Source organism: Pseudomonas sp. MDT1-17, from assembly GCF_054898105.1.
In genome coordinates this window covers 93,950-111,721 of sequence record NZ_JBUBVM010000001.1, presented here as the reverse complement: position 1 = coordinate 111,721, position 17,772 = coordinate 93,950, and the positions used below count along the sequence as shown (strand labels likewise).

General features: G+C 60.1%; 1 protein-coding gene. It reads left to right on the top strand.

What is annotated here, in order from left to right; genetic code table 11:
* The first annotated feature begins 661 nt into the window (after positions 1-661).
* Positions 662-17,683 carry an Ig-like domain-containing protein gene (locus ACYZTX_RS00435; protein WP_462032503.1) on the top strand — a complete coding sequence of 5,674 codons (17,022 nt, stop codon included), beginning with the start codon at positions 662-664 and terminating at the stop codon, positions 17,681-17,683.
* The last annotated feature ends 89 nt before the right edge of the window (positions 17,684-17,772 follow it).

Genomic DNA, 17,772 nt, shown 5'->3' with positions numbered 1-17,772 from the left:
CGGGCTGGCCTCATTGCCCAGGCATGGGGCTTATAGTTTTCTTATTTAACTGCGCATGCAGAAGGTAGAGTCAACCGTCGCCGATGTACCGCATGTGAAATCGTATCATTCATGCTTATTCATATTAAGACTTCAGTGCTTTTTCGGACGGTCTCATTCCCACCCCGAACGACTCCCTTATCTTTAACTGGGGGAGTTAAAAATGGCCAACGTGTCCTTGTTTTTATGGGCACTACGCCATAAGCACTGCGTTACTGAAATGGATTTTTAGCCAGGCTCAGGCTGTTATTTCATAAGTTTTGCGCATTGGAAATTTTTTAACGTTGTGAATTTGTGTTCGATATCTTGCGCGATTCAGGTTTTGTCTCGAGTGACAAAATTGAAGCTGAAAAAGGGGTCTATGATACGTTTATGACCGATGTGTCTTTTGTTACTAGCCACACTACATGGGTATGTAACAGGTCGCTGTTGCCATGTTGAGTTTACTCAACATTTTTAAAGGATGAGCGCAGTCCTTTATACAGCGCCCTTTACGAACCTGTGCGTAGCGTATAGCGAGGAAATACCAATAAAAGAGGGTCCTGCGAAAGCGTGACTTGTCTGATTTAGCAGTTACCCATCTTGAGCGGCCATTGAACTAACGATTATTTGGAGACGCAACATGAAAGCGACTATCTCGATAATTAATAAGCACAACCATGCGTCTAACGTCGTCTCCGGTCTTCACGCATCCATTGCCGAGCCGTCCGTGGTGAAGTTGTCGGTTGATTCAGTCAGCGACATTGCCTCGCTTGAGCGCCAGGGTGATGCGCTGGTTATTTCGATGCGTTCAGGGGAGGTCATTACTCTGGACGACTTTTACCTGGTGCATAAAGGCGTCAAAAACACTTTGGTCATTCAGGATGCGCAGGGATTGTCGACCCCAGTGCTGGATGCTGCCGGAGTACCGGTGCTGGACACCGGCAGTTTCGTCAACCTTGAGAGTATCCAACCCTTACTTGACGCTTCCAGCTCTGCGTTTAGTGGCTGGTGGCTGGCAGGTGCGGGTTTGTTGGCCGGTGGTGTGGCGCTGGCCAGCGGTGGCAGCGGAGGTGGTGGCGGTCATAGCGACGCGCCTAACGCGCCAGCGGGTCAGGCGCCCAGCGCGCTTGCCACGATTACGGCCATCTCAGACAATGGCGTGGTCGGTGACTTTGTTACCAATGATCATACGCAGGTAGTCAGCGCCCAATTGGACGGTACGCTCGCGAGCGGCGAGCGTGTGCAGATCTCGCTGGATGGTGGCGCGTCATGGCATGACGCTGTCTGGGTCGGTGGCAATACCTATACTTATGATAACTCCGCCAATGTGTTGCCCGACGGGGTGTACAGTTTTGAAGCCCGAGTCGTCAGTGCGTCCGGTACGCCAGGCGTCGTTAGCCGCCAGGTGGTGGTCATCGACACAGTGGCGCCAGCGGTCATTGAAACCATCAGCATTGCCCACATCAGTGATGACACCGGCATCAGCGCCAGTGACTTTATCACCAGCGACAACCGCTTGGTGTTCACTGGGAACCTGGGAGCGCTGCTCTTAGCGGGTGAACGAGTAGAAATCAGCCTGGATGGAGGGAGCTCGTGGTTAACCGCGACCCTCTCAGGCACCACTTGGAGTTATGACAATAGTCTTAACCCGTTGCCTGATGGTGCCTACACGATTCAGGCGAGGGTTGTCGATACCGCTGGCAATGTAGGTCAAGTCACCAGCCAGAGTTTGCAGATTGATAGCGCTGCACGCCATGCGATTATTAATATTACTTCAATCTCTCCTGATAGCGGTATTAGCAGTATCGACTACATCACTAATGGCACGAAACTGACGTTCTACGGCACCTTGAATGCGCCTTTGGGACCTGATGATGGTGTGCGAATCAGCCTGGACGGGGGCGTCACTTGGCATCAAGCCATCGTCACCGGTACAACGTGGGAATATGATCCCCTGCTTGACGGGGCCTATCACGTTACCGCTGAGGTCATTGATACAGCGGGCAACGTCAGTAGTTCTTCCAGTATTGATATTTTCGTGGATACGGCTGTACCGACCATCTCCCCAGGCTCGACCGTGGTAACTAACGCCGATGGTAGCCTAAGCGTTTCGGGCGCACCGGGTACCGCTGAACCTGGCACTACCGTAACGATTGTTTTCCCTGACGGCACCACCGGCACCGCTGTGGTCGGCAGCGACGGCCACTATGGTCCGATCAGCAGCGCGGCGTCACAGCCCAGCGGTGGCCTCGATGTAACGCTGACCGACGTGGCGGGTAATATTAGTACCCCGGTGGCGTTCTCCCACCTGGATGTTACCCCGCCCAGTACCACGATCACTTTCGATGCCATCAGCAATGATTCAGGCATCAGTGGTGACTTTTCCACCAGTGACAACACCCTGATTTTTAGCGGTGCTTTGGGCACCGCACTGCCCGCAGGTGAGCGCGTCGAAGTCAGCCTGGACGGCGGCGCGACTTGGGTGGCGGCAGTCGTCAGTGGCACCAGCTGGAGCGTGGATCACAGCGCCACGGTCCTGGCCGATGGCAGTTATGCGGTCCAGGCACGGGTGGTGGATGCGGCCGGCAACGTCGGTCAGAGCGCCAGTCAAACCGTGATGGTGGATACCCAGGCGCCGAGCGTCAGTGAAACCATCAGCTTCGATGCGATCACCCTCGACAGCGGGACCAGTGGCGACTTTACCACCAGCGACAACACCTTGATCTTCAGCGGCACCTTGGGCATTGCCTTGGCGGCTGGGCATGGCGTCGAAGTCAGCCTGGACGGTGGCGCGACTTGGGTCGCGGCCACCGTCAGTGGCACCAGCTGGAGCTTGGATCACAGCGCCACCGTGCTGACCGACGGCAGTTATGCGGTCCAGGCACGGGTGGTGGATGCGGCCGGCAACGTCGGCCAGAGCGCCAGTCAGACCGTGGTGGTGGATACCCAGGCGCCGAGCGTCAGTGAAACCATCAGCTTCGATGCGATCACCCTCGACAGCGGGACCAGTGGCGACTTTACCACCAGCGACAACACCTTGATCTTCAGCGGCACCTTGGGCATTGCCCTGGCCGTCGGCCACGGCGTCGAAGTCAGCCTGGACGGTGGCGCGACTTGGGTCGCGGCCACCGTCAGTGGCACCAGCTGGAGCTTGGATCACAGCGCCACCGTGCTGGCCGATGGCAGTTATGCGGTGCAGGCGCGGGTAGTGGATACGGCCGGCAACGTCGGCCAGAGCGCCAGTCAAACCGTGGTGGTGGATACCCAGGCGCCGAGCGTTACGGAAACCATCAGCTTCGATGCCATCACCCTCGACAGCGCTACCAGTGGCGACTTTACCACCGGCGATAACACCCTGATCTTCAGCGGCACCTTGGGCATTGCCTTGGCGGCTGGGCACGGCGTCGAGGTCAGTCTGGACGGTGGCGCCACCTGGGCGGCGGCGGTAGTCAGTGGCACCAGCTGGAGCTTGGATCACAGCGCCACGGTGCTGGCCGATGGCAGTTATGCGGTGCAGGCGCGGGTAGTGGATGCAGCCGGTAACGTCGGCCAGAGCGCCAGTCAAACCGTGGTGGTGGATACCCAGGCGCCGAGCGTTACGGAAACCATCAGTATCGATGCAATCACCCTCGACAGCGCTACCAGTGGCGACTTTACCACCGGCGATAACACCCTGATCTTCAGCGGCACCTTGGGTGTTGCCCTGGCCGTCGGCCACGGCGTCGAGGTCAGCCTGGACGGGGGCGCGACTTGGGTCGCGGCCACCGTCAGTGGCACCAGCTGGAGCTTTGATCACGGCGCCACGGTGCTGGCCGATGGCAGTTATGCGGTCCAGGCGCGGGTGGTGGATACGGCCGGCAACGTCGGCCAGAGCGCCAGTCAAACCGTGGTGGTGGATACCCAGGCGCCGAGCGTTACGGAAACCATCAGCTTCGATGCAATCACCCTCGACAGCGGGACCAGTGGCGACTTTACCACCAGCGACAACACCCTGATCTTCAGCGGCACCTTGGGCATTGCTCTGGCCGCCGGGCACGGCGTCGAGGTCAGCCTGGACGGGGGCGCGACCTGGGTCGCGGCCACCGTCAGTGGCACCAGCTGGAGCTTGGATCACAGCGCCACGGTGCTGGCCGATGGCAGTTATGCGGTCCAGGCACGGGTGGTGGATGCGGCCGGCAACGTCGGCCAAAGCGCCAGTCAAACCGTGGTGGTGGATACCCAGGCGCCGAGCGTCAGTGAAACCATCAGCTTCGATGCGATCACCCTCGACAGCGGGACCAGTGGCGACTTTACCACCAGCGACAACACCCTGATCTTCAGCGGCACCTTGGGCATTGCCTTGGCCGCCGGCCACGGCGTCGAGGTCAGCCTGGACGGCGGCGCGACCTGGGTCGCGGCAGTCGTCAGTGGCACCAGCTGGAGCTTGGATCACAGCGCCACCGTGCTGGCCGATGGCAGTTATGCGGTGCAGGCACGGGTGGTGGATGCAGCCGGCAACGTCGGCCAGAGCGCCAGTCAGACCGTGATGGTGGATACCCAGGCGCCGAGCGTCAGTGAAACCATCAGCTTCGATGCAATCACCCTCGACAGCGGTACCAGTGGCGACTTTACCACCAGCGACAACACCTTGATCTTCAGCGGCACCTTGGGCATTGCCTTGGCGGCTGGGCACGGCGTCGAGGTCAGTCTGGACGGTGGCGTGACCTGGGCGGCAGCGGTAGTCAGTGGCACCAGCTGGAGCTTTGATCACAGCGCCACCGTGCTGGCCGATGGCAGTTATGCGGTCCAGGCGCGGGTGGTGGATGCGGCCGGCAACGTCGGCCAGAGCGCCAGTCAAACCGTGATGGTGGATACCCAGGCGCCGAGCGTTACGGAAACCATCAGCTTCGATGCAATCACCCTCGACAGCGGGACCAGTGGCGACTTTATCACCAGCGACAACACCCTGATCTTCAGCGGCACCTTGGGTATTGCCCTGGCCGCCGGCCACGGCGTCGAGGTCAGCCTGGACGGTGGCGTGACTTGGGTCGCGGCAGTAGTCAGTGGCACCAGCTGGAGCTTGGATCACAGCGCCACCATGCTGGCCGATGGCAGTTATGCGGTGCAGGCACGGGTGGTGGATGCGGCCGGCAATGTCGGCCAGAGCGCCAGTCAGACCGTGGTGGTGGATACCCAGGCGCCGAGCGTTACGGAAACCATCAGCTTCGATGCGATCACCCTCGACAGCGGCACCAGTGGCGACTTTACCACCAGCGACAACACCTTGATCTTCAGCGGCACCTTGGGTGTTGCCTTGGCCGCCGGCCACGGCGTCGAGGTCAGCCTGGACGGTGGCGCGACCTGGGCGGCGGCAGTAGTGAGTGGCACCAGCTGGACCTTGGATCACAGCGCCACGGTGCTGGCCGATGGCAGTTATGCGGTGCAGGCACGGGTGGTGGATGCGGCCGGCAACGTCGGTCAGAGCGCCAGTCAAACCGTGGTGGTGGATACCCAGGCGCCGAGCGTCAGTGAAACCATCAGCTTCGATGCGATCACCCTCGACAGCGGTACCAGCGGCGACTTTACCACCAGCGACAACACCCTGATCTTCAGTGGCACCTTGGGTGTTGCCCTGGCCGCCGGCCACGGCGTCGAGGTCAGCCTGGACGGTGGCGCGACCTGGGTCGCGGCAGTAGTCAGTGGCACCAGCTGGAGCTTGGATCACAGCGCCACGGTGCTGGCCGATGGCAGTTATGCGGTGCAGGCACGGGTGGTGGATGCGGCCGGCAATGTCGGCCAGAGCGCCAGTCAGACCGTGGTGGTGGATACCCAGGCGCCGAGCGTTACGGAAACCATCAGCTTCGATGCGATCACCCTCGACAGCGGCACCAGTGGCGACTTTACCACCAGCGACAACACCTTGATCTTCAGCGGCACCTTGGGTGTTGCCTTGGCCGCCGGCCACGGCGTCGAGGTCAGCCTGGACGGTGGCGCGACCTGGGCCGCGGCAGTAGTGAGTGGCACCAGCTGGAGCTTGGATCACAGCGCCACGGTGCTGGCCGATGGCAGTTATGCGGTGCAGGCACGGGTGGTGGATACGGCCGGCAACGTCGGCCAGAGCGCCAGTCAAACCGTGGTGGTGGATACCCAGGCGCCGAGCGTTACGGAAACCATCAGCTTCGATGCAATCACCCTCGACAGCGGCACCAGTGGCGACTTTACCACCAGCGACAACACCTTGATCTTCAGTGGCACCTTGGGCATTGCCCTGGCGGCTGGGCACGGCGTCGAAGTCAGCTTGGACGGAGGCGCGACCTGGGTCGCGGCAGTAGTCAGTGGCACCAGCTGGAGCTTGGATCACAGCGCCACGGTGCTGGCCGATGGCAGTTATGCGGTGCAGGCACGGGTGGTGGATGCGGCCGGCAACGTCGGCCAGAGCGCCAGTCAGACCGTGGTGGTGGATACCCAGGCGCCGAGCGTCAGTGAAACCATCAGCTTCGATGCGATCACCCTCGACAGCGGTACCAGCGGCGACTTTACCACCAGCGACAACACCTTGATCTTCAGCGGCACCTTGGGTGTTGCCCTGGCCGCCGGCCACGGCGTCGAAGTCAGCCTGGACGGTGGCGCGACTTGGGCGGCAGCGGTAGTGAGTGGCACCAGCTGGAGCTTGGATCACAGCGCCACCATGCTGGCCGATGGCAGTTATGCGGTGCAGGCACGGGTGGTGGATGCGGCCGGCAACGTCGGCCAGAGCGCCAGTCAAACCGTGGTGGTGGATACCCAGGCGCCGAGCGTTACGGAAACCATCAGTATCGATGCAATTACCCTCGACAGCGCTACCAGTGGCGACTTTACCACCAGCGACAACACCCTGATCTTCAGCGGCGTCTTGGGTGTTGCCCTGGCCGCCGGCCACGGCGTCGAGGTCAGCCTGGACGGTGGCGCGACCTGGGTCGCGGCGGTAGTCAGTGGCACCAGCTGGAGCTTGGATCACAGCGCCACCGTGCTGGCCGATGGCAGTTATGCGGTGCAGGCGCGAGTAGTGGATGCGGCCGGCAACGTCGGCCAGAGCGCCAGTCAGACCGTGATAGTGGATACCCAGGCCCCGAGCGTCAGTGAAACCATCAGTATCGATGCAATCACCCTCGACAGCGCTACCAGCGGCGACTTTACCACCAGCGACAACACCCTGATCTTCAGCGGCACCTTGGGCATTGCCCTGGCCGCTGGGCACGGCGTCGAGGCCAGCCTGGACGGTGGCGCGACTTGGGTCGCGGCAGTAGTCAGTGGCACCAGCTGGAGTTTGGATCACAGCGCCACGGTGCTGGCCGATGGCAGTTATGCGGTGCAGGCGCGAGTAGTGGATGCGGCCGGCAACGTCGGCCAGAGCGCCAGTCAGACCGTGATAGTGGATACCCAGGCCCCGAGCGTCAGTGAAACCATCAGTATCGATGCAATCACCCTCGACAGCGCTACCAGCGGCGACTTTACCACCAGCGACAACACCCTGATCTTCAGCGGCACCTTGGGCATTGCCCTGGCCGCTGGGCACGGCGTCGAGGTCAGCCTGGACGGTGGCGCGACCTGGGTCGCAGCGGTAGTCAGTGGCACCAGCTGGAGCTTGGATCACAGCGCCACGGTGCTGACCGATGGCAGTTATGCGGTGCAGGCGCGGGTGGTGGATACGGCCGGCAACGTCGGCCAGAGCGCCAGTCAAACCGTGGTGGTGGATACCCAGGCGCCGAGCGTCAGTGAAACCATCAGTATCGATGCAATCACCCTCGACAGCGGTACCAGCGGCGACTTTACCACCAGCGACAACACCCTGATCTTCAGCGGCACCTTGGGTGTTGCCCTGGCGGCTGGGCACGGCGTCGAGGTCAGCCTGGACGGTGGCGCGACCTGGGCGGCGGCAGTAGTCACTGGCACCAGCTGGAGCTTGGATCACAGCGCCACGGTGCTGGCCGATGGCAGTTATGCGGTGCAGGCGCGGGTGGTGGATACGGCCGGCAACGTCGGCCAGAGCGCCAGTCAAACCGTGGTGGTGGATACCCAGGCGCCGAGCGTCAGTGAAACCATCAGCTTCGATGCGATCACCCTCGACAGCGGCACCAGTGGCGACTTTACCACCGGCGACAACACCCTGATCTTCAGTGGCACCTTGGGCGTTGCCCTGGCCGCCGGCCACAGCGTCGAGGTCAGTCTGGACGGTGGCAGCACCTGGTCCGCGGGCTTGGTCAGTGGCACCAGCTGGAGCTTGGATCACAGCGCCACCGTGCTGACCGATGGCAGTTATGCGGTCCAGGCACGGGTGGTGGATGCGGCCGGCAACGTCGGCCAGAGCGCCAGTCAAACCGTGGTGGTGGATACCCAGGCGCCGAGCGTTACGGAAACCATCAGCTTCGATGCGATCACCCTCGACAGCGGCACCAGTGGCGACTTTACCACCGGCGACAACACCTTGATCTTCAGTGGCACCTTGGGCATTGCCCTGGCGGCTGGGCACGGCGTCGAGGTCAGCCTGGACGGTGGCGCGACCTGGGCGGCAGCGGTAGTCACTGGCACCAGCTGGAGCTTGGATCACAGCGCTACCGTGCTGACCGATGGCAGTTATGCGGTCCAGGCACGGGTGGTGGATACGGCCGGCAACGTCGGCCAGAGCGCCAGTCAGACCGTGGTGGTGGATACCGCGGTTTCCAGTACCACGATTGCCTTTACGGCCATCAGTAGCGACTCAGGCACCGCTGGCGACTTCATCACCAGCGACAGCACCCTGATATTTTCAGGCACCTTGAGCGGTGTCTTAGCCACTGACGAGCGGGTGGAAATTAGCCTGGATGGTGGCACTTCGTGGTCGACGGCGAGTGTGGCCGGGACCAATTGGAGTTATGACAATACTGCTACCGTGATGGCCGACGGCTCCTACACCGTGATCGCACGCGTGATCGACGTGGCGGACAATATCGGTCTGAGTGATACCCAGGTTGTGCAGATTGATAGCCTGGCCCCGCCGGCCACCGCGGTGATCAGTGCAATTACGCCTGATACCGGCGCCCTCACCAATGACTTTGTCACGTCCAATCCCTTGCTGACGATCAGCGCGCAAGTGACGGGCGTGTTGGGGGCGGGGGATCAAGTTCAAATCTCGCTGGATGGCGGGGTGTTGTGGCAGGAAGCCTCGTTACAAAGCGGTACAACCTATGTGTTAAACAACACCGCCAATACCTTGGCCTCCGGCACGCATGCTTTTGTCGCCCGTGTGGTGGACGCTGCCGGCAACGCGAGCACTGCAAGCACCCAGAGCGTGGTGATTGATACCAGCGCGCCGAGTGCGAGCGCCACGCTCTCCATTGACGCCATTACCGATGACACCGGGCTCAGTACCACGGACTTCTACACCAACGACAATACCTTGGTCTTTACGGGCACCTTAGGGGCGGCCTTAGCCGCTGACGAAGGGGTACAGATTAGCCTCGACGGCGGTACCACGTGGAGTGCGGCGATCGTCTCCGGCTTGAGCTGGAGTTTTGACCACACCGCCACTGCGCTGGCCAGCGCTACCTATGCGGTGCAAGCCCAGGTGATCGATACCGCCGGCAACATCGGCCAGAGCACCAGTCAAGCCGTGGTGGTGGACACCCAGGCACCGGCGCCGACCACTACGATCAGCATCACCTCCATTGCTTCAGATACCGGGCTGGACAATGGGGCCAGCCTCAATGACTTCATCACGCAGGACCACACGCTCCTGTTCAGCGGTTCGTTGAGCGCTGCGTTGATCGGGGATGAGAGCGTTCAAATAAGCCTCAATGGCGGCGTCACGTGGTTGAGCGCCGCGGTGAGCGGGACCACCTGGAGCTACAACAACACCGCCAGTTCCATGGCCGACGGTGACTACGTCGTGCAGGTCAGGGTGACGGATGTTGCCGGCAATATCGGGCAAACCAGTTCGCAGGCGCTGAAGATTGACAGCGCGATTCCGACCGAAACCGTCACTCTCAGCGGGATTAGTTTGGACAGCGGGGTGGTGGGTGACTTTATCACCAGTGACAATACCTTGGTCTTCAGCGGCCAGGTGAGCGCCCCGCTGGCAGCAGACAGTACCGTGCAAATCAGCCTTGACGGCGGTAGCACGTGGTCGGGCGCCACCGTCACCGGCACGGCCTGGACGTTTGATCACACCGCTACCGTGTTGGCGGATGCCAGCTATACCGTGCAGGCCCGGGTGATTGATACGGCGGGCAACAGAAGCCCACTGGCCACTCAAACGGTCACCGTTGACACCTCGCTGCCGTCGGCGAGCATTATTCCTGCCTTCGGCTCGATCAGTCTGGACTTGGGGATCAGCGCCAGTGACTTCATCACCCGCGACCGAACCTTGTTGTTCAACGGCACGCTCACGGCGCCTTTGAGCAGCGATGAAACGCTGCAGTTCAGTATTGATGGCGGCACCACCTGGTCGGCCACGACCGTCAGCGGCACCAACTGGACCTATGACAACACCGGCTTGTCGCTGGCGAACAATACCTACCTCGCTCAACTGCGCGTGATCGATACCGCCGGCAACGTCGGGCAGAGCGCCCAGCGGAGCGTGGAGATCTATAACGCGGTGCCCGCGGGCACCGCGTCGGTCACCGGCATCACGCTCGACAGCGGCACCAGTGCCACGGACTTCAGCACCAGCGACCAAACCCTGGTGTTCAGCTTGACGTTGGCCGGGGCCCTGGGCAGCAACGACTTTGTGCAGATCTCCCTGGATGCGGGCAGCACCTGGCACGACGCGACGCTGTCCAGCGGTAGCACCTATGTGTATGACCACACCGCCACTACCTTGGCACAAGGCCTGTATACCCTGCAGGCCCGGGTATTCGATGTGGCCGGCAACACCAGTGCGGTGGCGACACAAACGCTGCAGATTGATACCACGGCCCCCTCCACGGGCAACGCGGTGGCCATCACCACCTATACGGATCTGGTCAACCTGCAAACCGGCAACTTTGCTGACGGCACGCTCACCAATGACCCCGCCCCAAAACTGAACGGGACCGTCAGTGGGCTGAACGCCAGCGACGTCGTGCAGGTGTATGAAGGCACCACCTTACTCGGTCTTGCCACCGTCACGGGCGGGGCCTGGAGCTATCAACTGGCGGCGACCTTCGATGGCAGCCATACCTACCACGTGGTCATTGCCGATGCCGCGGGCAACCAAGGCACGGTCTCCAGCGATTTCACCTTGATCGTGGACACCCAGGGGCCAAGCGCCAGTGCCACCATCAGCATCACCACGATCAATGCCGACAGTGGCGTGGGCAACGACTTTGTCACCAACGACAACACCCTGATCTTCAGCGGTGTGCTGGGGGTGTCTCTGGTGGCTGGGGAGTCGGTGCAGGTCAGCCTGGACGGCGGCAGTACCTGGTCGGGCGCCACCGTCACCGGCACGGCCTGGACGTTTGATCACTCCGCTACCGTGTTGGCCGATGCCACCTATGCCGTGCAAGCGCGGGTGGTGGATAGCGCCGGCAACATCGGTCAAACCGCCAGCCAATCGGTGGTGGTCGATACGAGCGCGCCAAGCGCGAGCATTACGGTCAGCATCATCGGCATTTCGCTGGACACCGGTACCAGCGGTAGCGACTTCAACACGGCCGACAACACCCTGCTCTTTCTGGGCAATGTCGGGCTGCCATTGGGTACGGGCCAACACGTAGAGATCTCGTTGGACAATGGGCTCACCTGGCTGAACGCGACGAACACCGGCCTCACCGAATGGCAATACGATAACACCGCCAACATCATGGCCGACGGCGTGTATACCATTTTGGCCAGGGTCGCCGATACCGCCGGCAACATCGGTCAGACAACCAGTCAAGTGGTCTCCATTGACAGTACCGCGCCCGTTGGCAACTCGATCGAGATCCTGGCGGTTTCCCCTGACTCCGGCAGCCCTACCGACTTCATCACCAACAGTCCCAACCTGATCTTCAGCGGTATCATCACCTCACCGCTAGGGGCCGGGGGCAATGTAGAAATCAGCGTGGATAATGGCCTGACCTGGGCCAACGCCGTTGTCACGGGGACCACCTGGAGTTTTGACAACACCGCCAATACCCTGGCCGACGGCAGCTACAACCTGCAGGCACGGATCACTGACGTGTTCGGCAACGTTGAACAGACCGCCGTCGAAACCCTGCGCATCGACACCGTGGCGCCAAGCGCCAGCGTGGCCATCACCACCATCAGTGTCGACACCGGCACCGCGGGCGACTTTGTCACCAGCGACAACACCCTCACCTTCAGCGGCACCCTGGGCGCCGCCCTGCAAAGCAATGAAGATGTCAGGATCAGTCTGGACGGCGGAGCAACCTGGCAGATCGCAACGGTCACTGGAACCACCTGGAGCTTTGACAACACCGCCACCGCCCTGGCTGACGGCAGCTACACGATTGAGGCCCAAGTCTTCGACACCGCGGGCAACCTCGGCCAGAGCGCCAGCACCGCCCTGACCATCGACACCGCCACCCCTATGGCAAGCGTGGCCATCAGCGGGATCACCACGGACACCGGCACCACCGGGGACTTTATCACCAGCGATCAAACGCTGCTCATCACCACCACCCTGACCGGCACGCTCAACGCCGGTGAGAACGTGCAGATTTCTCTGGATAACGCAGCGAGCTGGAATAACGCCTCACTGGTCAGTGGCAGCACCTACGCCTATGACCACAGTGCCACCACCTTGGCTGAGGGCAGCTACACCTTCCTCAGTCGGGTCATCGATGGGGCCGGCAATACCAGTGCCGTGGCCTCCCAGGCCGTGACAGTCGATATCACCGGACCCACCGTCGGCTACACCGTCAGCCTTGACACCTACACCGACAACGTCTTTGCACTGCTGGGCGACTTCGGCACAGGCACCAGCAGCAATGATACCACCCCCGTGCTGAACGGCACGGTCAGCGGGCTGGCCAGCGGCGATACGGTGCGGGTGTATGAAGGCGCGACCTTGCTGGGTGTCGCCACCGTCAGTGGCAACACCTGGAACTACCAACTGGGCACCACCGCCGAGGGGGCGCACACCTATCACGCGGTCATTAGCGATGTGGCCAACAACAACGGTCTTTCGTCCAGCAACTTTACCCTGACCGTCGACACCGTGGCCCCGAGCGCCAGCGAAACCATCACCATCGGCGCCATTAACGCCGACAGTGAGGTGAGCGGTGATTTCAACACCAACGACAACACACTGATCTTCAGCGGCGTATTGGGCACCACCCTGGCCGCAGGACACAGTGTGCAGTTCAGCCTGGACGGTGGCGCGACCTATAACGCCGCCACCGTCAGCGGCACCACCTGGAGTTATGACAACAGCGCCAACGTCCTGGCCGACAACACCTACAACCTCAAGGCGCGGGTCGTCGATGCCGCGGGCAACGCAGGCCAAACCGCCAACCAAACCCTGGTGGTCGACACCTCCGCCCCCGCCGCCGCGCAAACCATTGCCTTCACCTCCATTACCCTGGACTCGGGGACCAGCAGCACCGACTACATCACCAGTGACAAAAACCTGGTCTTCAACGGCGTGCTGGGGGCCGCGCTGCTGGCCGGGGAAAGCGTGCAAGTGCGGCTTAACGGCGCCAGCTGGTTCAACGCCTCCACCAGCGCCCTGACCTGGAGTTACGATCACACGGCAACCACCCTGGCCGATGGCGCCTACACCGTCGACGCTCGCGTGGTAGACATTGCCGGCAACGTCGGGCAGACCGCCACCCAACTGGTGACCGTCGACAGCACCGCCCCCACCGCCACCCTCACCATCGGCGCCGTCACCAGCGACACCGGCATCACCACGGACTTCAAGACCCAGGACACCACGCTGGTGTTCTCCGGCACCCTCAGCGCCGCGCTGGGAGCCGGCGAAGAGGTACTGTTCAGCATGGATGGCGGCACCACCTACTTCAGCGCCACCGTGTCCGGCACCACCTGGAGCTACGACAACAGTGCCAACACCCTGAGCGATGGCATTTACAACCTCAGGGCGCGGGTCGTGGATGCCGCAGGCAACTTCGTCAACACCGCCAACCAAACGATGACCGTCGATACCACCCCACCGAGCGCATCGATTACCATCACCTCAATCACCACCGACTCGGCGATCGCCACCGACTTCATCACCACCGACACCACCCTGATCTTCTCCGGCACCTTGAGCAGCACACTGGCCACTGACGAACGGGTGGAGATTAGCCTGGATGGCGGAACATCCTGGTCGACGGCCACCGTGACCGGCACCAGCTGGAGCTACAACAACACCGCCAACGTCATGGCCAGCGGCGCCTACACCGTCGTCGCCCGAGTCATCGACATTGCCAACAACCTCGGCCTGAGCACCACCCAAGTGGTGCAGATCGATACCGTAGCCCCAACGGCGACGGCAACCATCAGCGCCATCACAACCGATAGCGGAACCAGCAGCACCGACTTCATCACCAACGATCAAACGCTCACCATCAGCGCCACGGTCACCGGGACCGTGGGCAGTGGGGAAACCGTCCAGATCAGCCTGGACAACGGATCGACCTGGAACACGGCAACACTGGTCAGTGGCTCGCTCTACAGCTTCAACAACACCGCCAACACCCTGGCCGCCGGCAGCTACAACTTCCGGGCCCGGGTCGTGGACACCGCCGGCAACATCGGCACCGTATCGGCCGCCACGGCGGTGACCATTGATCTGGTCGCCCCCGCAATGAGCGCCGTATCACTCACCGCCATCACCACCGACACCACCGCCGGGCTGGTCCTGGGCACAGGCAGCACGACCGACAGTGCGCTAAACACCGACCTCACCACGCGTGATCCGTTACTGACCGTCAATGGCAGCTATACCGGCAACGTACTGACAGGCGAGTTTCTCCAGATCAGCACCGACGGCGGCACGACGTGGACCAACGTCACCACCTTTAACAACACGGCCAAGACCTGGAGTTATACCGATCCGGTGGCCAGAACCAGCGCCACCACCTATCAACTGCGCGCCATCGACATCGCCGGTAACGTGGCAACGGGCACCGCCTCAACGGTGGTCACCGTGGACAGCACCGCGCCGCTGATCACCAGCTTGATTGCCCCGGTACTGACGAGCGCATTTGATACGGGCGTGGTGGGCGACAACATCACGACGACAACTGCGATCACCTTTACCAGCGCCACGAGCGGTTTGGGTGAAGTGGGCACCACCCTCGCACTGGTTAACGACGCTGACAATGACGGGGTCTACTCGCAGGGAATCGATAACATTTTGGCGACAACCACGGTGGCGGCGGGAGGGAGCTGGTCTCTCACTGCCAGCGGGCTAGCGGTGGGAGGTTATCACCTGGCCTTTATGGGGATTGATTTAGCCGGCAATCGCAGCTTGCTTACAGGTGTCGATCATCTAAGAGTAGTGGGGGCAGACCTCGCGACAAACGTTAATGTTGGTGCGAACAGCAGCGGATATTTTAATTCAATAAAGATAAATCATTTTGGGGTCTGGAGTATTTTCGAATCCAAAAGTGGGGTACCTTCAATAGTCTACGAGCAAAATGCCCTTTTTGGCACAAGCAGTACAGCTGCCTCTACGCATACGTATATGGCGTCTGTGGTCTACGCCGACTTTCAAAGATCGGGTTATCAGGGACTTATCAATATTGGAGCAGGATCGCCTAAAGCCCTGATTACTGCGGACGACATTAATTACGCGGCTGTTACACTTAGTGGAAATGCAAGAAACACTGGTGGTGTCGTCGCTTATGATAAAACCGGCGACGGTTATTTGGATTTTGCTTTTGGCGATATTGCAAATACGTCATTAACGTTTGTTTCCAATGTTCTTGTCGGAGCAACGCCGACACTCATGTGGATGAACGGCACTCAGACAACTGGGTCCGGGCGCCCGACAGGAACTGGCGTCATTAATAACTATGCCGCGGTGTCTGCGGTTGATTTGAATAATAATGGTACGGTCGATATAGTTGAACATACTAATGGTAATGGGAATTACGCATTAACCACTTTTTATAACAATCAATTGACAGTCGACCAGTTTTCCATGGTGCATGTCGCCGGAGTCTTCGCGGCGCCAGCTGGTTATATTCACGCTATGACTTGGGCGGATTTCAATAATGATGGATATATGGATTTGTTTATAGGTTCAGGCAGAAACGCAGCCAATACTGCAGATAGCACCGCAAGTCGAATATATTGGAATAATCAAGTCGGAGGGTTTGGAACAGGGTCAGGTATTGCTGGCGGAACTGCAACATACTTCTCAGATTCGTTACAAGGACTTAGTTCCGTAGCGATAGATTGGAATCAAGACGGGAGGATGGATGTTATTGAAATTCCTGGAAATGGCATCGCAGGAAATCCAATAGTGTATTTAAATCAGGGAGGCGGAGTGTTTGCAGCTGGGGCCAGCGCTTCTACGTTTTCTACGTCTTCGTATATGGGGTTGACTCAGACGGATTTTAACTGGGATGGTAGTGTTGATTTAATGATAAATACTAATGGAGCAGGCTTGCCATTTTTATTCAATAACAACGTCGCCGCCGACGGGGCAAGCTTGCATGTTAAAATCAACGACGCTCAGGGATTAAATGTTTACTATGCTAATACCGTTCAGCTCTATAACTCTTCTGGCTTGTTAGTTTCATCGCAAATTATAAATCCGCAGATGGGTGCTAATGGTAACGACAATTCTGCCCTCGTCTATTTTTATGGTTTGACTGCCTTTGAAACCTACACCGCCGTCCTGCTGAAGAGCGTCAGCGGTGTTTCCACAGATGTTTCCGGTGTCGCAACACTGGGCGGCAACACCATTGAGCAAGTTAATACCACCTGGACGGGCCTTACCACCGGTTTGGCCACTAGCAACTATGTACTGTCCGCGGAAGCCGGCAACAACAATGCCAACGGTAATTTCATCGGTACTGGGTACAATGACACCTTCTTCGCTACTGCAGGCACGGATACTTTCGTTGGCGGCGGCGGATGGTTAACCCATTACGGTACACCTGCCTGGCAAATCACTCGCGGCGAAGACATCGTGAACTTCACTCTTGCAGGCACGACCGGGGTGACCGTGAACCTCAACACTGCCACGGCTCAGGCCACCGGTTTTAACACCGTGACCCTGACCGGTATCGAAGGGATCATTGGCGGGGGCGGAAACGACGTCCTGACAGCTAACAGCACCGCTAGCGTGAACTCACTTCTCGACGGACGGGGCGGCAACGACACCTACACCATCACCGCTGGCGGTCATACGCTGCTGACCTTCACCAATGTGAATAACAGCGATGCTACCGGTGGCAACGGTACTGACACAGCAATCGGCTTCGGCCTGGGCAACATCAACAGTGTGGCCGCCGCCGATATGATTGATCTTAGCGCCTTGCTGACAGGCTACACCGGTACGGCCTACGTCTACACCGATGTCACCACCGCCAAACCGGTATTGGATAAAGCCTCAGAGGGGCTGATGAATTACCTGAGTGTCACCAACAACGGGACCAACACCTCGATCAGTGTCGACCGCGACGGTGCAGGTTCAACGTTCTCATCCTCCTTGGTGCTGACACTGAACGGGGTGGCCACGGACATGGAGACCTTGTTGATCAATCACCAGTTGATCGTATAAAGCGACGTTGTGAGAGGGGAGCGTTTTCATGCGCCCCTCTCATGAAGCGGTCATTGATCTCGAAATTTGGGAAAGAAGGGCGCGCAGAA

Excerpts from the sequence above, each read along its gene's own strand:
- ACYZTX_RS00435 (WP_462032503.1), top strand. The coding sequence starts at position 662 with ATGAAAGCGACTATCTCGATAATTAATAAGCACAACCATGCGTCTAAC.